General features: G+C 70.0%; 18 protein-coding genes, 1 tRNA gene and 3 pseudogenes. 13 read left to right on the forward strand and 9 right to left on the reverse strand.

What is annotated here, in order from left to right:
- Nucleotides 1-186: 186 nt before the first annotated feature.
- Entirely contained in the window at nucleotides 187-1,716 is a 1,530-nt protein-coding gene (locus ACIGAQ_RS31080) for an MFS transporter (protein WP_311681576.1), read from the reverse strand.
- A gap of 159 nt (nucleotides 1,717-1,875) precedes the next feature.
- The gene (locus ACIGAQ_RS31085; protein ID WP_311681574.1) at nucleotides 1,876-2,520 is read right to left on the reverse strand and encodes a helix-turn-helix domain-containing protein; all 645 of its coding nucleotides are present in this window, start codon (nucleotides 2,518-2,520) and stop codon (nucleotides 1,876-1,878) included.
- A 290-nt stretch (nucleotides 2,521-2,810) separates the two neighbouring features.
- Here ACIGAQ_RS31085 and ACIGAQ_RS31090 point away from each other — a divergent pair, with 290 nt between their 5' ends.
- The 3 genes from ACIGAQ_RS31090 (at nucleotide 2,811) to ACIGAQ_RS31100 (ending at nucleotide 6,163) form a co-directional block, all read left to right on the forward strand.
- Nucleotides 2,811-4,154: a M6 family metalloprotease domain-containing protein gene (locus tag ACIGAQ_RS31090; protein ID WP_399788811.1), complete on the forward strand. Its 1,344-nt coding sequence runs from the start codon at nucleotides 2,811-2,813 to the stop codon at nucleotides 4,152-4,154.
- Between the two features lie 158 nt (nucleotides 4,155-4,312).
- Nucleotides 4,313-5,998, forward strand: a complete 1,686-nt coding sequence (locus ACIGAQ_RS31095; RefSeq protein WP_399788814.1) for an IclR family transcriptional regulator C-terminal domain-containing protein — start codon at nucleotides 4,313-4,315, stop codon at nucleotides 5,996-5,998.
- Between the two features lie 89 nt (nucleotides 5,999-6,087).
- Nucleotides 6,088-6,163: transfer RNA gene (locus ACIGAQ_RS31100), tRNA-Arg, on the forward strand.
- Nucleotides 6,164-6,231: 68 nt separating this feature from the next.
- On the opposite strand, the pseudogene xerC reads toward ACIGAQ_RS31100, so the two are convergent.
- A pseudogene (xerC, locus tag ACIGAQ_RS31105) lies at nucleotides 6,232-7,379 on the reverse strand (tyrosine recombinase XerC).
- A pseudogene (locus ACIGAQ_RS31110) lies at nucleotides 7,379-7,510 on the reverse strand (helix-turn-helix domain-containing protein); the annotation flags it as partial. The pseudogenes ACIGAQ_RS31110 and xerC, both read right to left, overlap by 1 nt.
- 391 nt (nucleotides 7,511-7,901) lie before the next feature.
- Here ACIGAQ_RS31110 and ACIGAQ_RS31115 point away from each other — a divergent pair.
- Nucleotides 7,902-8,231, forward strand: coding sequence for a hypothetical protein (locus ACIGAQ_RS31115; protein WP_362279592.1), 330 nt, complete (start codon nucleotides 7,902-7,904; stop codon nucleotides 8,229-8,231).
- A 221-nt stretch (nucleotides 8,232-8,452) separates the two neighbouring features.
- Nucleotides 8,453-8,779 carry a hypothetical protein gene (locus ACIGAQ_RS31120; RefSeq protein ID WP_399788817.1) on the forward strand — a complete coding sequence of 109 codons (327 nt, stop codon included), beginning with the start codon at nucleotides 8,453-8,455 and terminating at the stop codon, nucleotides 8,777-8,779.
- Between the two features lie 180 nt (nucleotides 8,780-8,959).
- Here ACIGAQ_RS31120 and ACIGAQ_RS31125 read toward each other — a convergent pair whose 3' ends face one another.
- Entirely contained in the window at nucleotides 8,960-9,274 is a 315-nt protein-coding gene (locus ACIGAQ_RS31125) for a hypothetical protein (RefSeq protein WP_399788820.1), read from the reverse strand.
- Nucleotides 9,275-9,551: 277 nt separating this feature from the next.
- Between ACIGAQ_RS31125 and ACIGAQ_RS31130 the strand changes: the two are divergent.
- From ACIGAQ_RS31130 to ACIGAQ_RS31145, 4 genes and pseudogenes are all read left to right on the forward strand, one after another.
- Nucleotides 9,552-9,966 (forward strand): annotated as a pseudogene (locus ACIGAQ_RS31130) (tetratricopeptide repeat protein); the annotation flags it as partial.
- 218 nt (nucleotides 9,967-10,184) lie between these two features.
- Complete coding sequence (locus ACIGAQ_RS31135) at nucleotides 10,185-10,751, forward strand: Uma2 family endonuclease (protein WP_399788823.1); 567 nt, start codon at nucleotides 10,185-10,187, stop codon at nucleotides 10,749-10,751.
- 273 nt (nucleotides 10,752-11,024) lie between these two features.
- Nucleotides 11,025-11,363: an immunity 53 family protein gene (locus ACIGAQ_RS31140; protein WP_399788826.1), complete on the forward strand. Its 339-nt coding sequence runs from the start codon at nucleotides 11,025-11,027 to the stop codon at nucleotides 11,361-11,363.
- Between the two features lie 469 nt (nucleotides 11,364-11,832).
- Entirely contained in the window at nucleotides 11,833-12,297 is a 465-nt protein-coding gene (locus tag ACIGAQ_RS31145) for a hypothetical protein (RefSeq protein ID WP_399788829.1), read from the forward strand.
- Between the two features lie 5 nt (nucleotides 12,298-12,302).
- Here the strand turns inward: ACIGAQ_RS31145 and ACIGAQ_RS31150 are convergent, their stop codons facing one another.
- Nucleotides 12,303-12,830, reverse strand: coding sequence for a hypothetical protein (locus ACIGAQ_RS31150; protein ID WP_399788832.1), 528 nt, complete (start codon nucleotides 12,828-12,830; stop codon nucleotides 12,303-12,305).
- Nucleotides 12,831-13,301: 471 nt separating this feature from the next.
- Here ACIGAQ_RS31150 and ACIGAQ_RS31155 point away from each other — a divergent pair, with 471 nt between their 5' ends.
- From ACIGAQ_RS31155 to ACIGAQ_RS31170, 4 genes are all read left to right on the forward strand, one after another.
- The gene (locus tag ACIGAQ_RS31155) at nucleotides 13,302-13,505 is read left to right on the forward strand and encodes a cold-shock protein (RefSeq protein ID WP_028799214.1); all 204 of its coding nucleotides are present in this window, start codon (nucleotides 13,302-13,304) and stop codon (nucleotides 13,503-13,505) included.
- Between the two features lie 233 nt (nucleotides 13,506-13,738).
- Entirely contained in the window at nucleotides 13,739-15,265 is a 1,527-nt protein-coding gene (locus tag ACIGAQ_RS31160; RefSeq protein WP_399788835.1) for a DEAD/DEAH box helicase, read from the forward strand.
- Between the two features lie 121 nt (nucleotides 15,266-15,386).
- The gene (locus tag ACIGAQ_RS31165; RefSeq protein WP_399789409.1) at nucleotides 15,387-15,629 is read left to right on the forward strand and encodes a CBS domain-containing protein; all 243 of its coding nucleotides are present in this window, start codon (nucleotides 15,387-15,389) and stop codon (nucleotides 15,627-15,629) included.
- 207 nt (nucleotides 15,630-15,836) lie between these two features.
- Nucleotides 15,837-16,190 (forward strand): helix-turn-helix domain-containing protein, encoded by a 354-nt coding sequence (locus tag ACIGAQ_RS31170; RefSeq protein WP_399788838.1) that lies wholly within the window; start codon nucleotides 15,837-15,839, stop codon nucleotides 16,188-16,190.
- Between the two features lie 23 nt (nucleotides 16,191-16,213).
- On the opposite strand, the gene ACIGAQ_RS31175 is transcribed toward ACIGAQ_RS31170, so the two are convergent.
- The 3 genes from ACIGAQ_RS31175 to ACIGAQ_RS31185 are packed head-to-tail and all read right to left on the reverse strand — an operon-like array spanning nucleotide 16,214 to nucleotide 23,470.
- On the reverse strand, nucleotides 16,214-16,615 hold the full coding sequence (locus tag ACIGAQ_RS31175; protein WP_399788841.1) for a hypothetical protein: 402 nt from the start codon (nucleotides 16,613-16,615) through the stop codon (nucleotides 16,214-16,216).
- A gap of 13 nt (nucleotides 16,616-16,628) precedes the next feature.
- Entirely contained in the window at nucleotides 16,629-17,039 is a 411-nt protein-coding gene (locus tag ACIGAQ_RS31180) for a hypothetical protein (RefSeq protein ID WP_399788844.1), read from the reverse strand.
- Nucleotides 17,039-23,470, reverse strand: a complete 6,432-nt coding sequence (locus ACIGAQ_RS31185) for an RHS repeat domain-containing protein (protein ID WP_399788847.1) — start codon at nucleotides 23,468-23,470, stop codon at nucleotides 17,039-17,041. Before ACIGAQ_RS31185 ends, ACIGAQ_RS31180 begins: the two co-directional genes overlap by 1 nt.
- Between the last annotated feature and the right edge of the window lie 14 nt (nucleotides 23,471-23,484).

Consider the following 23,484-nt stretch of genomic DNA (forward strand, 5'->3'; position numbering starts at 1 on the left):
GGGTGGCCCGAAGTGCCCGTGGGCCCATGTGCCCGTGGGCCGAAGTGCCCGTGGGCCGAAGTGCCCGTGGGTCGAAGTGCCCGTGGAGCGCCCGAAGGGGTGGGCGCCGCCGCTCGGTGGCCGCAGCCGCTCAGTGGGCGACGCCGCTCAGCGGGTCCCGCCGTCGCTCGGCGGGACCCACCGTCCTCAGTGGGCGACGACCGGGATCTGCACCTCGTCCGCCGCGCCCTCGTCGGAACCGGTCACCGCGGTCATGTTCGGGCGGCCGGCGTTGACGAAGGTCAGGGCGATCGCGGCGGCGACCACGAGGATGCCCACGGCGAACCAGATGGCGCTGGTGTAGCCCTGCACCATGCCCTCCAGCTGGACCAGCTGCTGCTGGGACCGGCTGGTCGCCCCCACGATGTGGTCGGCGATGTAGGAGGTGGTCGCCGAGGCGGCGATGGTGTTCAGCAGGGCCGTGCCGATCGCGCCGCCCACCTGCTGCGAGGTGTTGACCATCGCGGAGGCGACACCGGAGTCCCGGGGCTCGACGCCCTGGGTGGCCAGCGACATGGCCGGCATGAACGCCGTACCCATGCCGAGGCCGAGCAGCAGCATCGCCGGCAGCAGCAGGGCCGCGTACGAGGAGCCGATCTCCAGCTGGGTCAGCAGCAGCATGCCGAGCGCGGCGACCAGGAAGCCGGGGCCCATCAGCAGGCGCGGGGCGACCCGGGTCATCAGGCGGGTGCCGATCTGGGTGGAGCCCGTGATCATGCCCGCGATCATCGGCAGGAACGCGAACCCGGTCTTGACCGGCGAGTAGCCCTTCACGATCTGCAGGTAGTAGGTCAGGAAGAGGAACAGGCCGAACATCGCGATGATCGCGAGACCGAGGGAGAGGTAGATGCCCCCGCGGTTGCGCTCGGTGACCACGCGCAGCGGCAGCAGCGGGGCCTTGACCTTGGACTCGACGACCACGAAGGCCAGCAGCAGCACCGCCGAGGCGACGAACATGCCCACGGTCACGGCGTCGCTCCAGCCGTCCGACTCGGCGCGGGTGAAGCCGTAGACCAGGGCGACCAGACCGAGGGTGGACAGGATCACGCCGGGGATGTCGAGCGGCGAGCGGTTGCGGCCGCCCTGCGGCTCACGGATGACGAAGTAGGCACCGGCCGCGGCGACGACGGCGAACGGGATGTTCACGAAGAACGTCCAGCGCCAGTCCAGGTACTCGGTGAGGAAGCCGCCCAGGATCAGGCCGACGGCACCGCCACCACCGGCGATCGCGCCGTAGATGCCGAACGCCTTGGCGCGCTCCTTGGCGTCGGTGAACATCACGGCCAGCAGCGAGAGCGCGGCGGGCGCGAGCAGGGCGCCGAAGACGCCCTGGAGGGCACGGGCGCCGAACATCATCGCCTCGTTGGTGGCCGCGCCGCCGAGCGCGGAGGCCGCGGCGAAGCCGCCCAGGCCGACGACGAAGGCCTTCTTGCGGCCCCACAGGTCGGCTATCCGGCCACCGAACAGCAGCAGACCGCCGAAGGCGAGGGCGTAGGCCGTGACGACCCACTGCCGGTTGCCGTCGGAGATGCCGAGGTCCTGCTGGGCGGAGGGCAGGGCGATGTTCACGATGGTCGCGTCGAGGACGACCATCAGCTGGGCGAGGGCGATGAAGACGAGCGCTTTCCAGCGATTGGCGTCCGGGACGCTCGGGGCCTTGACGGCTGTTTCAGACATGGGGGTACCCACTTCGGGACTTCGTGACGGAAAAAGGGCGACGAAAGGGAAGGGCTCGTCGACGGTGACGGCCGCGGGGACTGTCGTCCGTGTTCAGACGACTGGCTGTCGCCCGTGTGTCAGACGGCTGGTAGGAGCTGAACTAATCGGTCAGGACGGTCAGGGCTTGCGAAGGTCCTCCAGGGTCACGGCCGTGCCCGGCAGGGTGGAGCGGGCCGGAGCGCGCAGCCCGTCCAGGAACAGCTGGAGATGGCGGTGGACGAAGCGGTCGGCACGGAAGCAGTCCGTACCGGCCGGGGGCCGGCTGAGCTGGGCCACGGCGATCATCACGTCCCCGACGTCCACGTCGGAGCGGAGCTGACCGGCCGTCCTGGCCCGGTCCATGACCTCCGCGATCAGCCGCTCCACCCGCTCCCGCGCGGCCTCCAGGTCCGGGTGGTGCTGGTCGAACGTGCTGGCGACCATCGGGCACAACGCGCTGATCCGCTCGTCGGCGGCGGCGTGCACGAAGCGCTCCAGCGCCTCGAACGCGTCGCCGGTCTCGGCGAGCGCGAGTTCGGCCGCGGCGGACGTCCGGTCCATGACGGAGCAGACGACCTCGCGGACCAGCGCGTCGCGGTCCGGGAAGTTGCGGTACACCGTGGCGTTGCCGACGCCGGCCCGGCGGGCGATCTCGTCCAGCGGCACCTCGGGGCCGTGCTCGACGAACATCTCCCGGGCGGCGGTGACGATCCGCTCCCGGTTGCGCAGGGCGTCGGCGCGGGGCCGGGGCGCCTTGCGCTGTACGGGGGTTGCGGTCTGCACGGCGTACTCCTGGTCAGTGGTGTTCCACGGTCTGCGATCCGGGGAAGCTCTCCCCGTTTCGCGCGGACACATGGTTAAACGGGGAGCGGGTCCCCGGTATTTCCCACCCACGAGGAAATTATCTGTGACCTGGATCACATCAGCCGCGGCAGGCGGGGCTACCGGCCGGAAACCCACGATCGGTCTCCTCCAACGGGCGCCCCCGCACCCCGCGACGCAGGGTGAGCGCAAGGGTGCAGCCGGAGACCGGAGGCTGCCGTGGCGCGGGAGGTCCCTTGCAGGTGCCGGACATGCAGCCACCCCCGCGAAGGCCCGGACCGAGCCTGCCGAACGGGTCCGCCCCTCCGGGCCACCGGATACCCCGGCGCCGCCTGGCCGCACTGGCCTGCGTCTCCGCCGTGACCTTCACGGTCAGCACCTCGGCCGGCACGGCCCACCTCGCCCCGGGCCCGACGGCCGCCGGCGCCGGCCCGATATCCCTCTCCCGCACCTCCGCCCACGCCCCCTGCCTGATCCGCGGCGCCCGCGAGGTCCAGATGTCCGAGGGCATCCCCACGCCGGAGGGCTACGCCCGCTCCACCGGCACCGTCCGCGCCCTCACCCTGATGATCGACTTCTCGGACGCCCCCGGCGAGGGCAGCGCCCGAGACCGCTTCGAGGAGTTCTTCCCGCAGACCCGCGAGTGGTTCCGCACCAGCTCCTACGGCCGTCTGGACTACCGCCCCGAGACCCCGATACCGGAGTGGCTGCGGATGCCGAAGTCGTTCCGCGAGTACGGCATAGAGCGCGGGGCCCCCTTCGAGCCCGGCTACCGCGCGCTGGTCCAGGACCTCGTCGCCGCGGCCGACCCGGAGGTGGACTTCGGCGACTACGACCTGCTGAACGTCCTGGTCACCCCGAACGCCGGCCCCTCCGCCCTGGACACGGTCCTGTCCGTCACCTTCGCCGGCAACCCCGACGCCCCGAGAGCCGACGGCGTCGCCGTGGCCAACGCCTCGTTCGTCTACTCCCGCCAGGACGACGGCTCCGGCTCGTACCACCGCACCGGCTACCGGGTCCTGCCCCACGAGAACGGCCACGTCTTCGGCCTGCCCGACCTGTACACCGCCGAGGGCGGGGGCGCCGTCGGGCACTGGGACATCATGAGCGAGGACTGGGGCGCCAACAACGACTTCCTCGGCTGGCACAAGTGGAAGCTGGGCTGGCTGGACGCGGCCCAGGTGCACTGCGCGACGTCCCCCGACCCGGCCGAGTACACCCTGACGCCGCTGGCCCGCCCGGGCGGCGCCAAGCTGGTCGTGGTCCCCGTGGACAGCAGGACCGGTTACGCCCTGGAACTGCGTACGCGCGGCGGCAACGACGAGACGGTGTGCCGCCCGGGCGTGCTGGTCTACCAGGTCGACGCGGAGGTGGACACGGGCATGGGCCCGGTCACGGTCCGCGACTCCCACCCCGACAGCGGCGGCTGCACCCGCGCCCCCAACGTCCACGCGGAACTCTCCGACGCGCCCTTCGTCCCCGGCGAGACCTTCAGGGACGCGCGCAGGGGCATCACGATCGAGGTGACGGGCGCGGACGGGGAGGGCAATCACCGGGTGCGGATCACACGGGAGGAGCAGGGGCAGCGGAGCTGAGGGGGGCGTGGGACGGGGAGGAGGTACGTGGGACCGGGAGGTCTCCCGCGGCGGAGCCCAGAGGTACGGGGCCGCCGGGCGAGCCCGGGTCCCTCGGACGCCGGCGTCCCGGTTCCGGATTACGGTAAGCCTGCCCCGACCGCCGTACCGGAGAGCCGATGCCAGCGAATCCCACGCCCGAGCCCCCCGAGGGTGCCGCCCCGCCGGCCGACGAGCAGGGGGCGCGGGCGGGCGGCACGGCAGACGGCCCGCCCGTCGGGCAACCGTCCGGTGCCGCGCCGGCCGAGGCGGTCACCCCCCTCATCCGCGGCCTCGCCGTGCTGCGCGAACTGACGGACGCGAACGGCACGCTGAGCCTGAGCGCCCTCGAACGGGCCACGGGCCTCGCGCGCTCCACGGTCGACCGCATCACGGCCACGCTCGCCCGCATGGGCTACGTCCGCGTCGACGGCCGGGACGTCTTCCTGGCCCCCCGCCTGATGGAGCTGGGCAACGCCTACCTGGCCGCCCTGCGCCTGCCCGCCCTGCTCTCCCCGCACGCGGACGCCCTGGCCGACGAACTGGACGAGTCGGTCTCCCTGGCCGTCGCCGACCGGGACGGCATCCGCTTCATCCACCAGGCGACCCGCCGCCGCGCGATGTCCCTCAGCTTCCGCATCGGCGACCTGCTCCCCGCCGAACGCACGGCCCCCGGCCCGCTGTTCGCCACGGAGTGGACGGCCGCGGACTGGCAGCGCTGGCGCGAACGCAGGGCGGCGGACCCCAGGGACCTGTCGTACACGGCCGTACCACCGCGCACGCGCGGGTCGGCTCCGGCAGACGACGAAGACTTCGTCCGCCGCACCGAGGAGGCGTCGGCGAACGGCTGGGCCCTGGACGACCAGCTGATCGAACCGGGCCTGGTGGCAATCTCGGTCCCGGTCCGCGCAGGGGACGGGAAGGTGGCGTGCGTGGCGAGCGTGGTCAGCCACACGAGCCGCCACACGGCCCACGGCCTGCGCGAGACCCTGCTGCCGAGGCTGCGGTCGGCGGTGACGCGGATGGAGGAGGAACTCCACCGCACCCCACCCCCCGAGCCGGGCCCGCGCCCCGCCGACCTGGCGCTGTGGACCGGCGCGTCGAAACTGCAGCTCGGCCGCGACTTCGTCGAGTCCCTGGCACGGGGCCTGACGGTCCTCACGGCCTTCGGCGAGGGCAGGCCGCGGCTGACCCTCACGGAGGTGGCCCAGGCGACGGGCCTGGCCAGGGCGACGGCCCGCCGAGCCCTGATCACCTACGAACACCTGGGTCTGGTGACCACGGCGGACCGCGCCTTCGCCCTCACCCCCCGGGTCCTCTCCCTCGGCTTCCCTCCCCTCTCCCGCACCACCCTCCCGGAGATCGCCCAGCCGCACCTGGCCGCCCTGACGTCCCGCATCCACGAGTCGACGGCACTGGCGGTGCTGTCGGATGCGGTGCTGTCGGATGCGGGCGAGGAGATCCAGTACACGGCGCGGGTGGCGACGGGCCGGGTGATGAGCGTGAACATCACGGTGGGCACGAGACTCCCGGCCCACGCGACCGCCTCGGGCCGGGTCCTCCTGGCGGACGCCGGCACCCCCGTCCACACCCAGGGCTACGCCTTGGTGGACGAGGAACTGGAAGAGGGCCTCCGCTCCCTGGCGGTCCCCATCCGCGACCGCGAGGGCAAGGTGGTGGCGGCCCTGAGCACGGCGATGCACGCGAGCCGCCACTCCGCGCACGAGTGCGTCACGGCCCTCGTCCCCGAACTGACGGCCACAGCCACCCACATCGAATCCGACCTCCACACGGCGTCCCGCTTCACCCACGTCCCCCTGACCTGACCCCCACACCCGCCCGACCCGCATCCGGTACGCTGACGCCTGTGGCCCTACGGGACCACAGGCACGCACACCGTGCGTCCACTGCCACTGCCTTCGTAGCTCAGGGGATAGAGCACCGCTCTCCTAAAGCGGGTGTCGCAGGTTCGAATCCTGCCGGGGGCACCAGCCAAAAGGCCCCGGACCGATCATGGTCCGGGGCCTTTGACATCCACTTCTGACATCAACGAGGGCGGTCACCCCCGGATGGGGCGTCTCCTGAGCAGGCGATCCATGTGGCTCATGGCTTCGCGCTGCGTGTCCTGGACGACGTGCGTGTAGACGTCCATGGTGATGCTGATTTGCGAGTGGCCAAGGATCTCCATCACGACGCGCGGCGCGACTCCGGCCGCCGTGAGCAAGGTGGCCGTCCCGTGGCGAGCGTCGTGCAGCCGGACCACGCGGAGGCCGGCGGACTGGGCGACGCGAGTGAAGGAGCGGTAGACGTTCCGCGGCTCGACCGGGCGCCCGGTGCAGGTGGTGAAGACGTAGTCCGACTCCTGCCACTTCTCCCCCGCCTTGGCACGGGCAGCCGCCTGCCGCATCCGGTGCCAGCGCAGAGGCGCGATGCAGAGCGCGGGCAGCGGGACGGCACGGCGACGGCGGCTCTTGGGGTCGTCGTACAGGACACCCCGGCGGCGCTGCGTCTGCTGCCGCACGTACAGGACGCGGCCGTCGAGGTCGAGATCCGACCAGCGAAGGCCGACGATCTCTCCCCGGCGGAGGTCCATGGCGATGGCGAGCACGAAGGCCGCGTAGAGCGGGTCACGCCGGGACGCCGCGAGGAAGTCAAGCGTCTCGTCCAGCGTCCACGGCTTCAGCTCCCGCGAGTCGGTGCGCGGCGGCTTCACGAGCTTGGCGACGTTGCGCGTGATCAGTTCCTCGCGGCAGGCCGAGGACAGCGCCGACCGCAGAACGCGGTGTGACTCCTTGGCGGTTGCGGCCGTGGTCTCCTTCTCCAGACGGACGAGGAACCGGCGCACGTCCGCGACGCCGAGGGATTCCAGTCGCTTGGCACCCAGCAGGGGCACGAGGTAAAGCCGGACGTGCGCCTCGTACTTGTCGAACGTGCTGAGCTTCCGCCGGGCTTGATGACGTTGTCCAGCCAGTACGGCAGCCACTCCGAGAGCTTGGCCTACTTGGTGGGCACGGGCACGCCCTGGTCGACCTTGTCGAGCAGCTCCCGGCGCTTGGCGTCGCACTCCGCCCAGGTCTTGCCGTAGGAGAACTTGCGGGCGCGGGTGCCGTCCGGCTGGAGGACGTAGACCGCGCACTGAAAGCGGCCGTCCTTGCGCTTGGTGATGGTGCCCGCCCCGTTGGGGTTCCGCTTGCGTTGCTGGGCCATCAGGCCGCCGCCTCCAGTTCGTTGGTGATGTACTCGTGGACGGCCCACGCCGGGATACGCCGGCACCGGCCGATGGTGATCGAGGGCAGGCGACGGGACCGGATCAGGTCGTAGACCGTGGACCGGCCGAGCACACGTGGATGGGGCCGGTAGCCATGAGTCGATCACCGCACATAACGCCCGGGGGGTCAGAACGGTGCCTCCGGCGGGGGATCGGCCGGCACCGGGATGGAGGGGGCGCCGTTCCCGGCAGCGGGCCCGTAGTTGCGTGCGCGGAGAGCTCCCATCCCGTCCGCCATCGACCCAGGCAGAGCCGAGCAGACGCGGCCCATGGCCCATGGCGTCCAGGTCGTTCGTAGAGTGGCGCGCTCCACCTGGACGCCATGAACCACGCCTGCTCCACGGCGTGTGGGTCGACGGCGGACGGGATAGGAGCTGGGGAGGGTGGTGGAGAGGTGGATTCACCCGCGAGCGCCCGCTTCACGCTCGGGAATGCGGCTTGACGCCGCCTACGATGACCAGATGGACAGCAATGTGAGTGCTGCGTTGATCGCTGGTGGTACAGCGCTCGTGGTATCGGTTGTTGGCGGATTGATCTCATGGAGGCTGGAGAGGGGGAGGCTCCGTGAGGAGCTTCGAACCGAGTTCATGGCGGAGGAGACCATCTCCAAGCTGCTCCTCCATCAACGGTGGCCCTTGCGTAGCTTCGCGAAGATCAAGCACCACATCGGCGGCTTCACGGACGACGAACTCCGGCAGCTCCTGGTACGGGCAGGTGCTGTGCGGTTCAAGGATGACAACGGCGAGGAGATGTGGGGTCTCCGAGTACGCAACCAAGATCGGTTGAGCTAGCCGACTCGCTTGACCGCCTGCTTGAAGAAGACAGCGCAGATCTGTCAAGAGGGCACCGGTTGCTTGACACCAGCGGCCGACACCAACAGGGACAGACAGCGACGATCAACGCCGAACCGCAGCGACCGATCCACCGAGGACTCAAGCTGGATGGCCGAGTAGCAAGGTCCAGTTGATTGACCTGCTAAAGATGAGGCCACATCTCAAACAAAGGGGGCGGGATGACCTTGTTGCGGTGCGAAGCCACTCGCTGGGTACACGAGTACGACGACGGTTCCTATCCTGGGTTTGTCGAGGTGCACCTAACCGACGCCCATGGCCGACAATGGACCTTCCTCGACAAGGTGCCAATCTTCGATGACGGGGATGCGCTGAGCCCTGAAGCGGCGTACCCCATCGCCGTGGCGATGTACTGCGTGATCTTGAGTCGCACCTCAGATCCGGACGGCAACGAGGTCGTCACGATCTCTACGGGCGGGCGGCCTGAAGCGACAGAAGGCGACCGGACCGAGTTCGACGTTCGACCCGATCAGCTAGTGGAGCCCTGACCCAGCAAGGGAGGCCTGGGGCGACCTTCGGTCGTGCCGCTCTCCTGCCTGAACGGGCGGGGACTCACGGGGAACTGGGGCGCGGAGCGGGCAGAACGGCCGAACTGCGCCAAGCCAGAGAACTCACAGCTCGGGCCCGTGATCGCCCCACCTCGCTCCTGAAGTGGTTGTCCAACCCTGTCACTGGGTCCATATCCGCTCGAACTCGTCGGCAGAGATGGCTTCCAGCGGGTCATCTTCAGGGTCGAGCGCCTGGTCCGTCAGGAAGCCGTGCTTGTCCTCCAGATGCTCCCAGCTGTACCGGTGGAGTCGGCCGGCCGTAGTCAGCTCGGCCTGCTTGATGGCAACCAACTCGCCGCGGTCGGGTACGGCCTCGAAGTACCACAAGCCGCCCTCCTCGTCGGCGTGGCGGAAGTGGTGCCGCAGGGTGGCTCTCTCGTCAAGAGATCGGAAGTACGCCATGCTCTCCGCTTTGATGCGCTCCAGGTCAACCACAGGATCATCGTGCCAGCGAGCGCATGCGGTTGCACCGTTTTGACATCCACAGGTGACATCAACGGCCCCGGACGCCAGCATCCCCAGGCGGTCCTGCACGGCTGGCATAGCCGGGTGGCTGCCCGGCAGTGCCGAGCAGCAATCGAACTGCTAGAGCGGGTGTCGCAGGTTCGAATCCTGTCGGGGGCACAAACGTAATGCCGCCCTGAGCTGGGGTTTCTTACCCCGGGAGGGTTCCAGCTCGGCCTCGGACTCCTCGTCCGGGGCCGTTTGCGTGAGTGGACGGAAGCAGGTCCTGGCACTGCGCCGCCAGCGGGCGGCGATCCGCCTCCTCGGCGGCGACTACTGGACCGCCTGCCCGAGTTCGACGCCGTGGCCGACGCCTACGCCTACGCCTGTAGTCGTCGGGCCCACCGGCGAGCAGGCCCGCGCCTGCCGTACCGAACTTGGCCAGGTCACCGACGCGCTGGCCGCGCTCCAAGGCGTGCTGAACGTCGTGCGGGCGGTCGACAGCGACGTGAGCCAGGAAGCCGTGGAGCTGCGGCACAACATGGGATGCTGCTGCTCGCCCAAGGCCGGACCGCCGAGGCGCGGCAGGTCCTCGAATCGCTCCCCCAGGACATGTGCATGGTGTTCGGCCGATCACCGAGGCGCTCGCCGTGATCCGCCTCGACCTCGACGGTTCGGCTTCCTGGCCCGTTTCCTCCAGAAGCAGCAGGGCTCACCGGTGTGGCCGCCAGGTCAATGGTGCCGCCGGCCGTGTTCCGATCCTCTGGTGACGAGCCCACGGCGCCGGTTTCCCACTTGTCCGTGGGCTTGGAGCGTGAGCGAGATCAGCGTGCTCGAAGGACGGCGGACAGTACGCTGAATCCGGGATCGGGCCCGCGGCACAGTGTCCGGGAGGTGCTTCATGACGGCTGAGATGGTGGCCCCGGCATGGATGCATGAGCAGATCACGGCGGAGCAGTACGACTCCTGGTCCGACGAGCAGTGCGCCGGTATCGAGGTCGTGGACGGGATGGTCGTCGTGAGTCCGAGCGCGTCCAAGCGGCCCAACCGACTGGCGCGTCTTCTCGCGAACGCTCTGGATGCCGCCGCGGGCCCCGAGTGGAATGCCGACACGGATTTCGACGTCCGGCTTCAGGACGTCCCGCTCACCAATCGCCGCCCGGACGTCATCGTGTACCGCGCGGACACGATCGACGTCACCCCCACTCGCCCTGAGGACGTGCTGCTGGTCGCGGAGGTGGTGTCACCAGGATCGGAGACCACCGACCGGATCGTGAAGGTCGACCAGTACGCCAAGGCAGGCATCGCCTTCTACTGGCGGATCGAGCAGGCCGCGACAGGCGTTCCGCTCGTGTACACCTACGTTCTCGACCCCGCGACGAAGACTTACCGGGACGGAGACGTGTTCACCGGCGTCCTCAAGGTAGCGGCCCCCTTCCCGGTGGAGATCGACCTCGGCCAGATCTGACCGACGCGCTGCTCAGCAACGGACAGCGCGTGAGCGATGCGTGAGCGGACGGGCTCTGACCAGGGGAAACAGCACCGCGTGGCAGCGCAAGGAAGCCCTCGGCGGGGATTTCGATCCCACCACTGAGATCGCTTGCGGATACGGCGTCTCGAGCCGTGCGGACGCGGTGGAAGGCACCAGCCCTTGAACCTGGAGCGCTGCGGGCTTCGCCTCGCGCCGGATGTGGCTGTCGGCTGAGCGTGCCGAGACCGGGGCCTCATACGATCAGCCCTCATGGCAGAGGCGGGTGGAGAACTCAGTTGGCTGGAGCAGTGGTACCACGCCCAGTGCGACGGTGACTGGGAGCACGAGTGGGGCGTTCGGATCGCGACGCTCGACAATCCAGGCTGGACTGTGGCAATCGATCTCGAAGAGACCGCCCTGTCTGGTCGGACCTACGACGGGACGGACATCCGGCGCAGCGATTCCGACTGGGTGATGGCGACGGTGTCGGACGGCGTCTTCCGGGCGTCCTGCGGGCCGCTCAATCTTGGCGAAGTACTGCGTCTGTTCCGCGACTGGGCGGCCTCGGTGAGCGGACCCCGGCAGGACCGGCAGGACCGTCAGTCGTGATACGCCCTCCGCGCCGGCTTCCGAACCGTGTGTTACTCGGCGGTTGTGCCAGGGGACAGCACCGGCGACGTGGTGGCGTGCTCCGGGCACGCGGCCCACCAGCTGTCGCCACCGGCGTCCGTGACGAGGACGCTCCACTCCGCGCGGTTGGGGCATGGTGCGCCCCAGGAGCACTCGCCTCGCGCGGAGGCGGTTCCGGGCTTGTGGTGCATCGCGTCCCACGAACACATCCGTTGCAGCTTCATGCCTCCAGTGAAGCAGCCGAGGTCGCGCGATATTCGGTGGTCCGGTCGTTTCGTTGTCTTCACGATGGGCGCATGGACCGGTTGTCACTACGGCCCGAGGAGCTTCCGGGCCGGGAGGCGGAACTGAGGGCCGGGGCCCAGTCGTTGGTCGCCGGCACTGACCTCGGCTCCGGCATCGGCGCGTGCCGAGGGGGCCCTTCCGCGGGGTGTGATCAGCTTGGGGTGTGGAGACCATCATCGCCAGCGGTATAGCCGTGCTCGGGACGTTGCTGGGTTCGGGGATCACTCTGGCGTTTCAGCAGCGGAACACCGACAGGAGTCAGCAGTTCACCCGTCGCGAGAAGCTTCGGCAGGAGCGGCTCGATGCCTACTCCGCCTATGCCGGCGCGTTGGTCAACTACCGTCGCTGCCTGGTGCACCTCTGGTTCTGCGAGCACGAGCAGCCTCCACGGGAGGATCCCGACTCGGTGCGGATCCGTGCCTACGACCTCCGTTCCAACGCCCAGGAGGCGTTGTTCCGCGTCCAGATGCTCACTGATGACGAGGCGCTGGGCCGGTTCGCGGAGGACGTGCTCGCGGATGTCACGGCGTTGCCCAAGACGGAGGGCAGAACAGAGCGCGACGCGGCCAGGGTTCGGACCCGTGACGACATCAGCCGACTGGTCCGTGCAGCCAAGCAGCACCTTTGAGGCATCTAACCGATGCCGGGCGATTGGCGGTTGCGGCGTGGTGAGCGGCCCGGGCTTCGGCGTGGACGGTGGGCGGGGCTGCTCGGGCCCAGGGGCGGCCGCGGTCGGCGTGGAGTCGGGCGGTCGGCCTGCCCGGGTCGTCGTGTCGCGTCCCGCGTCGGGTTCGTGAACATCGCCCCCTGGACGCGGATGACGGCCCCGAAGGTGAGCAGGGCGGTCAAGGCCGCCACGCATGCGAGACCCAGCCATGCCACGAACGCCACCGTCCGGGCCAGTTCCGGTGACTCCGGGCGTTCCGTGGTGGCGAGCCACGTGATCAGCGCCATCTCGACGGCGGCGTGGCTGACGATGAGGCCGTTCCACATCACCAGGAGGGCCGTGTCCCACACCAGTCGGCCCGTGAGGCCCTCGCGGGCCGACGGTCTCGGTTCGCGCTTCGCGAGTGCCTGGAACTCGACGGTGGCGACGACGAGGATGACCGGAATGACGGTCACCATGGTCGACGCGTAGTCGTCGGTCATCTTGTACGCCATGGTCCCCCCGGCGGGCGCTTCAGGGTCTCGACGGCAGGGCATGTGCGTCTGCCGAGCGGGCGTTGCGGGGGAGGCCGCCACGCCCCGCGTGGCATGTGAGTCTCCTCTCGTTCGCCGGATTCCGGGCCCTTCGCCCTGGTGCCGCCGCCCGGGTGCATCGGGGGCGGTGTGGCTGTCGTCGGGGGAGGTCAGGGCCTTGTGCGTCGTGGCGTGCGGGAGGAAAGGGCGGTCCTCCGGGGAGCAATATCTGTATGCGCGGCAGGAGGTATTGGGGTCGGGCGCTGGGATTATTCCTCGTTCGGGCGTCTGAGCAGGAATTATCGACTGCGGGCGGTCGATCGCTGCGTGCTAGTGTCGTTGTCAGTTGCAGGTGTGGTTGCCAGAAGGTTCATTTCCTACGGGGTAATCATCACGGCGACACGGAATGCGCACAGTGCGTTTTCCTGACACCGCCTCCGAAGGAGAAATGACATGGCTACTGGCACCGTGAAGTGGTTCAACGCGGAAAAGGGCTTCGGCTTCATCGAGCAGGACGGCGGCGGCGCCGACGTCTTCGCCCACTACTCGAACATCGCCACCCAGGGCTTCCGCGAGCTGCTGGAAGGCCAGAAGGTGTCCTTCGACATCGCGCAGGGCCAGAAGGGCCCGACGGCCGAGAACATCGTTCCCGCCTGACACCGGCGGTCGACGCACAACTTCGCAGCTGGGGCCCGCACCTAAGGGGTGCGGGCCCCGGCTCGCTTTTTTCGGGGAGCGAGAGGCCGCATCTCACCCTCGTCGGCGGGCGCATTTTCCCGTCGTTCCGGCCCCGTCCCCCCTCGCATCCGGCTCGTCTCGAAATTCTCTGCGCCGCTCTTCTGCTGCGGGAATTCCTTGCCACGTGCCCATCAAGGAAGGTCCCGTACCGCATGAAGCGTGCCCGTACATCTCAGAATTTCCGCACGTCCCGCACATCCGACAGGTCCCGCACGTCCCGCACGTCCGGCTCCTTCCGGGGCGACGACCGCTCCGGCGGTGGTCCGCGCCGTTCCCAGCGTTACGACGGTCGGCCGGCGGGACGGCCCGTGCAGGGCGAGTTCGCGCCCCCGAAGACGATCACACCCGGGCTGCCCGCCGTGGACTCGTTCGACGAACTGGACATGCCCGCACCCCTGTTGGCCACGCTCGGCCATGAAGGCGTGACCGTGCCGTTCCCGATCCAGGGAGCGACCCTGCCGAACTCCCTGGCCGGCCGTGACGTGCTCGGCCGTGGCCGCACCGGGTCGGGCAAGACCCTCGCGTTCGGCCTGGCCCTGCTGGCCCGTACCGCGGGACGGCGGGCCGAGCCCCGGCAGCCGCTCGCGCTCGTTCTCGTGCCCACCCGTGAGCTCGCGCAGCAGGTCACCGACGCGCTCACCCCGTACGCCCGGTCCGTGCGCCTGCGGCTGGCCACCGTCGTCGGGGGGATGTCCCTCGGCAGGCAGGCCGGTGCGCTGCGCGCCGGTGCCGAGGTGGTCGTCGCGACGCCCGGGCGGCTCAAGGACCTCATCGACCGGGGCGACTGCCGGCTGGACGAGGTCGCCGTCACGGTGCTCGACGAGGCCGACCAGATGGCCGACATGGGCTTCATGCCGCAGGTCACCGCCCTGCTGGACCAGGTGCGTCCCGACGGGCAGCGGATGCTCTTCTCGGCCACCCTGGACCGCAACGTGGACCTGCTGGTCCGCCGCTACCTGTCGGACCCGGTGGTCCACTCGGTCGACCCGTCGGCGGGCGCCGTGACCACGATGGAGCACCACGTCCTGCACGTGCACGGCGCGGACAAGCACCGGACGACCACCGAGATCGCGGCACGCGACGGTCGGGTGATCATGTTCCTCGACACCAAGCACGCGGTGGACCGGCTCACCGAGCACCTGCTGAACAGCGGCGTCCGGGCCGCGGGCCTGCACGGCGGCAAGTCCCAGCCGCAGCGCACGCGGACCCTGGCGCAGTTCAAGAGCGGTCACGTGACGGTGCTGGTGGCGACCAACGTCGCGGCCCGCGGGATCCACGTCGACCATCTCGACCTGGTCGTCAACGTGGATCCGCCCAGTGACCACAAGGACTACCTGCACCGCGGGGGCCGCACGGCCCGGGCCGGGGAGTCGGGCAGTGTCGTCACCCTGGTGACGCCGGACCAGCGGCGCGGCATGACGCGGCTCATGGCATCGGCGGGCATCACCCCGCAGGTCGCCCAGGTGCGGTCCGGCGAGGCGGAGTTGAGCCGCATCACCGGCGCCCAGGCGCCGTCCGGTGTCCCGGTCGTCATCACGGCGCCGCGTGCGGAGCGCCCGGGCGGGGCGTCCTCGCCGTCCCGGGCCCGTCGTGGACGCCGCGGGGGCCAGGGCAGGCCCGCCGGTGAAGGGGCGCGCCGCGGGGGCCAGCGGCGGCCCGGCTTCGGTTCGGCCGCGTAGCCGCCGTGACCGTGAGCCGGCCTCCTGCCGCGCAGCACCGACGTGACCACGAGCCGACCCCGACCGGTGGGAGACACCTGTGACGCCGACCGAGACCGCGCACCACGCGGACTTCTTCCCCGTGACCGCCACGACCGTGCTCGATGACGGAGGCCCGTTCGGGCCTCGCGTACGGGACGACATGACGGTCGAGGTGGCGCTGTCCCTCATGGCCGGCGCCCGCGTCGACCACCTCGTCCTCTGCGACGGGGACGACCAGAGCACGGGTCTGGTCACCCTGGCCCGGCTCGCCGGGGTCACCGGCAGCCCGGCCTACACGGACCGGATCCGGCTGCGGGACGTCATCGCCGGACCTCTCGTCTAGCCCCGGGCCTCAAGACCCGGTGAGGGCCCTGCCGACGCGCGTCGGCAGGGCCCTCACCGCTGTGTCACCCCCTGATCCGGCCGGGCCGGACAACGGAAACGGGAGGTCGGCCGGGCACGAGGGCCGGGGGATGGTGTTTCATTTCCTCAGGGGCCCCGGTGCCGATGGGCACCAGGGCCCCTCGGCGCGGTGCGACAACGAGGTGACATGGCAGCAGCAGATTCTCCGCTCGGTGATCGTCTGGACGACGACGACTACCCCGCGTACACCATGGGCCGCGCCGCCGAGATGCTCGGCACCACGCCGGCCTTCCTCCGGGCCATCGGGGAGGCGCGGCTGATCACTCCGCTGCGCTCGGAAGGCGGGCACCGCCGCTACTCCCGCTACCAGCTGCGGATCGCCGCGCGCGCCCGCGAGCTCGTGGACAAGGGCACTCCGATCGAGGCCGCGTGCCGGATCATCATCCTGGAGGACCAGCTGGAGGAGGCCCAGCGGATCAACGCGGAGTACCGCCGTGCCGCGGGCGAGGCGTCCGGGGGTTCGCAGCCCGCTTCGGGCTGACGTTCCGGCGCCGGATCCACGGCTCAGGGTGCCCCCGCTCCCTCGCCCCGCAGCAACCCCGCCACCGTCACGGCATCCGCTTCGCTGAGGAGGATTCTCACGTCTCCCTTTCCGGCAGCGGTATAGCGCAGGAGTACCAGCCCGGTGCGCCAGCTCGGTTCCGTGTGGACGCGGAGGGCGCGCGGCAGGGCCAGCGGGCCGCCCCCGCGCCGGATGAAGCGCAGGCCCTCGGCCGCACCCGCCTCGATCTTGCCGTAGGTGAACGCCTTCCTGCCGGTGCCGGCTTCCCAGGACAGACGGCAGGGAAAGCGCGCCGAGCCCTGTTCGGCGAGGCCGGTGCTGCGCCGGGCCGCCCGGCCGCGCACGGCCGTGCGGACGGCCAGTGCTGCCGCACCGGCGAGGATCACCAGCAGTGCCAGTTCCATGAGGGCCGACATCTCAGATCAGCTCACCCAGTTGAAGGGGCCAGTGGACGCCGTACATCACAGAGCACCGCACGGTGTGTCTCATCAGCAGACGGATCACGGTGACGACGGCGACGCAGCCGAGCCAGAGGCCGGCGGGAACGCCCACCCATATCGGTCCCGCGACGAAGAAGACGACGGCACAGGCTGCCAGCCATATGAGGATTCCGAACCACGCGTCGCGGAGCACCTGCCGCCAGCCCACGCGCAGTCCTGATGTCCCGCGGTCGGCCAGATAGCTCAGGTAGATGTGGTCGAGTGTCCCGCACCGGGAATCGTTCACCGTCGCCCTCCGGCAGGAGATCGGTATTCGGTTTCGTCTGGAGAAGGGGACGTCCGGGGGCCGGATGAATTCCGGCCCCCGGACGTCAAGTACAGATCTCACTACTTGAGTATGTCGCGAACGCGCCCGCGTACCGTGGAACCCCACTGTCTCATGGGCACCTTGTACAGCAAGGGCGGCGACCCTGCCATGTCCCGCTTGGCGAAGAATGATGCGTACTTGCCGTTGGCGCCCTTGATGATTCCGCCCACGGGACCGCGGCCCCACAAAGCGCCGGCGGCCATTCCCTTCACCTCGGCTTTCGCCGTGCGCGCGAGGAACTGGGTCGCGCCGCGCTCACGTTCCTCGTCGGTGGCGACCGCCATATGGGCACCGAGGCCCGCCACGAAGACCGCTCCGGCGCCGACCAGGAACACGCCGCCGCCACAGACGACTGTCGCGATGCACACGCCCGTTCCGATGGCCGCCACTGCCCCGATCCCGATGTCGACGCCCTTGTGTTTCCACCAGTCCTTGCTGGTCACGTTGTCCTTGAAGGTGTCCCATTTGTCGCCGACCTTGTTCTTCAGACCACCCCAGAAACCGTCGTCCTTCTTGGGCTCGGGGCCGGGGTTGGGCGGGGTGACCTTGAGCCAGCCGGTGGGCGGAGGCGTCGACGGCAGGGTGATGTTGCGGCGGCCCGGGATGCCTCCGAGGCCGGTGGGCCTGGTGTTGCCCTGGACGAGCGGGGGACGTCCACCACAGCGGCAGGCGCGGACCGGCCCGTCGGAGTTCTTGTTCGAGCTTCCGCTGCTGACCGGGACACCGTTACGGCACTTGATCTCGCCCGTGTGGCACTCGGGCACGCCGAGGCCGGAGGGGTCGGCGAGGGTCGCCGGGTTCTGGACGGCGTAGCTGTATCCGTTGAGAGTCTGCCCCACGCCGGTCTGCAGCAGCGGGTCGAGGCTGATGAACTGGCCGATCTCGGGGTCGTACTGCCGGGCGTCGACGTGGGTGAGACCGGTGCCGGTGTCGGTGGTCTTGCCCAGGAAGCCCTTGTCGTCGGGCCAGGCCGGTCCGGAGGCCTTGCCTCTGGGCTCGCCGAACGTGTTCAGGTAGCGCCGCGAGAAGGTCTGGTCGGTCGCGTCCAGGGCGAGGGTCGCGGTGCCGTGCTGGTCCGTCACCAGGTAGCTGAGTTCACTGCTGCCGCTCTCGTTGGAGCGGACCGCGACATTGAGGCCGGCCGAGCTGTAGTGGCGCTGGGCCCAGGTGCTGCCGTCGGCCCGCAGATGCAGTTCGGACGCCCCCAGGTACAGGACGCGCTCGCCGCCCTCGGTGGCGCGGATCAGCAGGTCACCGTCGGCGCCGTAGACGTAGTCGGTGGTCGTGTCGCCCTCGGTGAGGGAGCGCAGCTTGCCCTCCTCCGACCACAGCAGATCCTGCGTCCCGGTCTCTCCGGGGCGCTTGATGGTGTTGCCGCTGTCGTCGAAGGTGTAACTCCGCTCGGGGGACGCGCAGTCGCCCTTGGTGGTGGTGCCGGTCAGGGTGTGCGGCTGTTCCGGCTTCTCGTAGCAGTAGGTGGTGGTGGCCGCGCCGGTGGCCGTGTGGCTGGTCTCGGTGGTCCGCTGCCCGGCGGCGTTGTACCGGTAGCTGGTCCAGTACGGAGCGCGTCCGCCGAGGCCGGTGGCGCTGGGGGCGTCGGAGCAGCGCTGGGACGCCGGGGTCCAGGCGTCGGTCATACGTCGGTGGCTGTCGTAGGTGAAGCACTGGGTCTCCGCCGCAGCCGAGCCGCCGAGCGTGCTGGTGTCGGCGATGGAGGTGACGTTGCCCGCCTGGTCGTAGGAGTAGACGAGGTTCTGCAGCTTGTACGGGTGGGTCTGGTCGGTGACGTGGCTGCCGAGGAGGCGTTCGGTGCCTTCCTCCCAGGTGTTGGTGACGTACGCCTTCTTGTGCTGCTCGGTGTTCGCGGTCCCGAGCACGAGCTGCTGCGCCTGGCCGAGCGCGGAGTAGTCGACGTCGAGGAGGTAGCCGGTGCTGCCGCCGATGGAGGTGAGCTGTCCGGTGCTGGTGTAGCCGTACTCGACGATCTCGCTGGGCAGCCCTCCGAGGGCGGGCTCCTTGGTGCTCTGCAGCGTGCCGTCGATGTTGTAGTGGCTCTCGAACTGGAGGGTGCCCGCGCCCGCCGCGGAGAGCGGGTCGCTGCCGGGCAGCGTGAGTTCGGTGGTCGTGGGGCGGTCCATGGTGTCGTACGCGGTGACGGTCTCGGTGTAGGCCCGGCCGGTCTTGCCGCCGACGTACCGGGTGTTGGTGTCCGGCTGTCCCTTGAGCAGGGTGTCGAAGGTGTGGGCGGTCAGCTGGTTGGCGTCGGTCTTCGAGCCCGTCCAGGTCCCCGTGACCCGCGCGAGTTCGTCGTAGGCGGTGATGATGCTCTTGCCGCGGGAGTCGGTGGACTTGGTGAGGCGGTCGAGGGCGTCGTACTCGAGTGCGGTCAGACCCTTGTCCGGGTCGTCGGCGCTCGTCTTGCGGCCGAAGAGGTCGTATCCGTAGCTCCACGTGGCCCCGTCGGGGCCGGTGACCTGCGCCTGCTCGTCCTCCAGTGTGTACCGGAAGGTGGTCGAGGTGTACGAGGCCGTGCCGGAGCCGCCGCCGAACTGCGGATCGGCGGGGCTGGGACCCGCGTACTGGCGGGACTCGACGGTGCGGCCCCGGGCGTCCGTGATGGTGCGACTGGCCGAACCGCCCTGGAGGGCGGTGGTGGCGGTGGAGTCACCGGTGTAGGAGGTGGAGGTCGACCACTTCTTCACCCCGTACACGTACAGGGTGCTGGAGACGGGCCGTTCCGCGCCGTCGTACACCGTCTCGGTCTGTTCGGGCGTCTCGCCGTACTCGGCCCGGGTGTAGGTGCCGTTCGGCGTGGCCGTGCTGTCGAAGATGTCCTCGTAGGTCTCGTGGGCCAGGCCCCGGGTGTCATAGCGGGTGTCGGTGAGGACGCGGCCGCCGAGCGGGGTGGGCGACTGGGTCTGCAGCGGGCGCATCATCGAGTCGTAGAACTCGTACGTGGTGTTGTAGGTCTCCCCGTCCCGCTTCAGGGTCGAGGTGGAGACCCAGGACGGCTCGGTGCTGCTGATGCGATAGGCGAACGTGGTGTTGGCGCTGTAGTCGGCGGCCTTGTTGCGGTTGGGTTCCCAGACCGCGGTCCGTCGGCCGAGCGCGTCGTAGGTGGTCTCGGTCTTCCTCAGGTTCGCGTCGTACACGCGCAGTTCCTGGCCGTGTCTGTGGTCCAGGAAGCTCGTGACCTTGTGGCCCTTGGGGTTGGTGACGATCGTCTTGGTCAGTGGGCCCGCGGTGGCGGGCGTGTAGGCGGTGGAGGTGGTGTTGCCCTCGGCGTCGGTGACGTCGGCGGTGCGGCCGAGGGCGTCGTACGTGGTGGACGCGGTCTTCTGCCAGCCCGTGGCCGGGCGCAGCCCGTCCGCCCCGGCCGTGGCCCCGTAGCCGGTGGCGCGTCCCGTCCAGGTCGCCGCCCCCTTGGTGGGCGTCTGGGACGCCGACCAGCCTGTGGCGGCTGGGTTGTCGTACACGGTGGCGGTGTCCGACAGGACGTCGCCGCGCGTCCTGGAGTTCGCCGGCAGGCTCAGGCTCGTGTCCGCGACGGAGCAGGACTGTCCGACGGTGCGGCTGCGGGAGACCAGGTCGCTGATGCCTGCGGCGGCGTTGCGGGCGTACCAGGTGCGGGTGCAGGTCTGATCGCCGCCCTTGCCCGCCTCACCGGAGTCGTCGACGGTGACGGGCATGCCGTGGTCGTCGTAGGTGGTGGTGAGGGCGCGAGCGCGCCAGGTCTTCGCGGCGGTCAGGTACGTGTGGGTCGTGGACTTCTCGGTCCGGACGAAGCGGGCCACGTGGTCGGCCGCGTCGGGCACGCTCTGGCGGCCGGTCTCCTTCGACCACGGCTCGTTGACCTCGACCGTGACAGGGATGGTGCCGTCGTAGGTGACGTGTTCGCGGCGGGTGCCCGCGTACTGGTCGCTGTCGGTGATGCCGGCGATGCCGAGGGACGGGGAGGACAGCGGGGCGAGGGTGACCGAACGGGTGCTGCCGTCCTTCTTCCTGTCGCCGTGCATGCCCTGCATGTAGAGCGAGACGGTCTTGGAGCGGGTGGTGTCCCGGGCGCCGGTATGGACGGTGACCTGGCGGTAGCCCCGCCACTCGGACCAGGTGCGCTCGCCCTTCGGCGTGAAGGGGTCGTCGCTGTGGTGCCAGGCGGCACCGCTGTAGTCGTAGGCGTACTCGACCGCGTCATTGTGGCCCGCCGGGTCCGACACGACGACGGCTTCGACGCGGTATTTGTGGAACCAGTCGATCGACGCCTCGGAGGAGCCGTTGATGTTCCAGTAGGTGGGGTAACAGGAGCGGGTGTTGGTGTCTTCGGCCGCGCCCGTCACGTCACTGCGCACGCACTGCGGCGACGAGAGGGTCACCGTGGTGATCGAACCGGTTTCCGAGGTGATCGTGGAGATGCGGGGCCGGGTCAGGGGCAGGATGTCGTCCGTGCCGTCGACCCGGTTCTCGCGCCACTGGTACGTGAACGAGATCGGGTTCAGGGCGATGGCCGAGCCGCCGGCCTTGCCGGTCCGCCGGAGCGACTTCAATGTCAGGACGTGGTCCGAGGTGTCTCCGATGTCCCCGCCGTCGAGGTACTCCTGGGTGAAGTCCCAGGAGTCGACCGGGTCGTAGGTGCTGGTGGTGCTGTTCCAGGAGAAGGTGTCGATGCCGGTCAGACGCTTGCGGGAGAAGAACGAGGGGCCTGTGGCCAGGCAGTCGGTGTCGCCGTCGGTGCACAGGGCGTCGAAGGGGACGTCGGGCCAGTTCTTGGCGGTGTCCTTGGTCAGCGACGAGCAGTCGGAGACGGTGCAGCGTTCCGCGTGGCCGAAGGTGACCTTGGCGTCGGCGTCGTCGGTGAACAACGCTCCCTTGCGCAGCCCGTACTTGATCTCCTTGAGGTAGCCGCCGCGGGTGTAGGGGGCGTTGGCGCTGGTGGCCTTGTTCTTCTTGTAGTGGTTGGTCTCCTTGGCGTACCAGTACGTGGAGGCGTTGCCGTGGGTGTCCTCGACGTAGTCGAGGTTCCACCGCCAGGCCTGGGCTGTGGAGCGGGCGGCGAAGGTGTCGCCGTTGCCGTAGCCGGGTTCGCCTGAGTCGTCGCCGAAGACGGGCACGGTCCAGGTGGAATTGGTGCGCTGGTCGGCGGCGCCGTCCAGTTTGTTCAGGCCGAAGACGTACTTGGTGCCGTCGCCCGTGACCACGGTCCAGTACTCGCCGTTGCCGTCACCGTTGTCGGCGCCGGTGGAGCGGGTCACCGTGGAGGCGTCGTCGTTCGCCAGCCGCCAGGTGCTCTCCCAGTCGCCGGACTTCTTCACCAGGCGGGTCGCTTTGCCGTTGAGGACCAGCTGGGCGTTGTCGTACTTCCAGCAGTGGTCGAAGGCGTCCTCGTGGCCGTCGTCGTCGCAGGAGCCGTAGGACCGCTCGATGTAGGACTCGGTCAGGCTGAAGCCCTCGCCGACGGCGCTGCCCTGGTTGTTGGTGGTCGCCGTACGACCGTCGACGGTGCCCGAGTCGTACGACAGGGCCAGGTCCGGGGTGGGGCCGGCGGCGGCGGGGGGCATGTTGAAGTCGTGGTTCCAGGTGAAGGCACCGGAGTTGGCGCCCGCCTCCCAGGAGGAGGACGCCGACAACTCGGTGGCCGAGTGGTCACCGGCGCCCGAGGGGGACTCCCCCGCCCCGGGATCGCCCGCGGTCACGGCGAACACGGCCGCTTCCGAGCCGGCAGCGCCCGCGGCCCGCGGCGCGGAGCCGTCGCCCTTCCCGGCCAGCGGTACGGAGGCGGTGAGGGTCCGGTCCGCGAGGTCGTTGTCGGACTCGACCGGGGTGGTGACGCGGCACGCCGCCTTGTGCGGGGAGTCCAGGGCACAGCCGGGCAGGCGCACCAGCCGCAGCCGGGAGTCCCAGCCGCCGCCGATCGACGAGGCGAAGCCGTCGTAGTCGATGCGGAGTTCCGCCCGTCCGGGGTCGTCCGCCTCGACGGTCAGCAGTACGCCGGTGACGCCGGCGGCCCGGGCGGCCTTCTGGTCGAGGACGGTGATCCGCGCGGTGGTGCCGGGTGCGGCGGCGTTGCGGCCCTCGGCCGGGGCGATGCTGACGGGAAGGCCGCCCGGTTTCGCCCGGACGCGTCTGCCGGCGTCCAGTTCGACGCGTGCCTCGCCCCGCGCGGGCCAGGCCGCCGCCTGCTCCGCACGGGCTCTCCGGGCGCGCTCGGCGTCGGCCTTCTTGTCCTGGGCGACCTTCGCGCGGGCCTTCTTCGCTCCGGGCCCGTTCATTTTTTCGACCTTGCTGACCCGCTGGTCGGGCGCGTCCGGCCGGCCGAGTCCCTTCTCGGCGGCCGGGGCCGCCGGGGCCGGCCCGGCGGGGACCAGCAGGGCCAGCGCGAGGACCGTCACGATCGTCCCGGCCCGCCGCCTTCCGCGACCCCTCGCCCCTCTTGATGTGCCTATGCCAAAAGCCATGATGGTCCGCTCCC

The organism is Streptomyces sp. NPDC085932 (assembly GCF_044540525.1).
GTDB classification, from domain to species: domain Bacteria; phylum Actinomycetota; class Actinomycetes; order Streptomycetales; family Streptomycetaceae; genus Streptomyces; species Streptomyces levis.

Bases quoted from the DNA above. Each gene is read 5' to 3' on its own strand.
- ACIGAQ_RS31150 (WP_399788832.1), bottom strand. From the start codon at position 12,830: ATGGCGTACAAGATGACCGACGACTACGCGTCGACCATGGTGACCGTC.
- ACIGAQ_RS31185 (WP_399788847.1), bottom strand. From the start codon at position 23,470: ATGGCTTTTGGCATAGGCACATCAAGAGGGGCGAGGGGTCGCGGAAGG.
- ACIGAQ_RS31140 (WP_399788826.1), top strand. From the start codon at position 11,025: ATGGCAGAGGCGGGTGGAGAACTCAGTTGGCTGGAGCAGTGGTACCAC.
- ACIGAQ_RS31080 (WP_311681576.1), bottom strand. From the start codon at position 1,716: ATGTCTGAAACAGCCGTCAAGGCCCCGAGCGTCCCGGACGCCAATCGC.
- ACIGAQ_RS31135 (WP_399788823.1), top strand. From the start codon at position 10,185: ATGACGGCTGAGATGGTGGCCCCGGCATGGATGCATGAGCAGATCACG.
- ACIGAQ_RS31155 (WP_028799214.1), top strand. From the start codon at position 13,302: ATGGCTACTGGCACCGTGAAGTGGTTCAACGCGGAAAAGGGCTTCGGC.
- ACIGAQ_RS31115 (WP_362279592.1), top strand. From the start codon at position 7,902: ATGGACAGCAATGTGAGTGCTGCGTTGATCGCTGGTGGTACAGCGCTC.
- ACIGAQ_RS31170 (WP_399788838.1), top strand. From the start codon at position 15,837: ATGGCAGCAGCAGATTCTCCGCTCGGTGATCGTCTGGACGACGACGAC.
- ACIGAQ_RS31120 (WP_399788817.1), top strand. From the start codon at position 8,453: ATGACCTTGTTGCGGTGCGAAGCCACTCGCTGGGTACACGAGTACGAC.
- ACIGAQ_RS31095 (WP_399788814.1), top strand. From the start codon at position 4,313: ATGCCAGCGAATCCCACGCCCGAGCCCCCCGAGGGTGCCGCCCCGCCG.
- ACIGAQ_RS31175 (WP_399788841.1), bottom strand. From the start codon at position 16,615: ATGGAACTGGCACTGCTGGTGATCCTCGCCGGTGCGGCAGCACTGGCC.
- ACIGAQ_RS31160 (WP_399788835.1), top strand. From the start codon at position 13,739: ATGAAGCGTGCCCGTACATCTCAGAATTTCCGCACGTCCCGCACATCC.
- ACIGAQ_RS31090 (WP_399788811.1), top strand. From the start codon at position 2,811: ATGCAGCCACCCCCGCGAAGGCCCGGACCGAGCCTGCCGAACGGGTCC.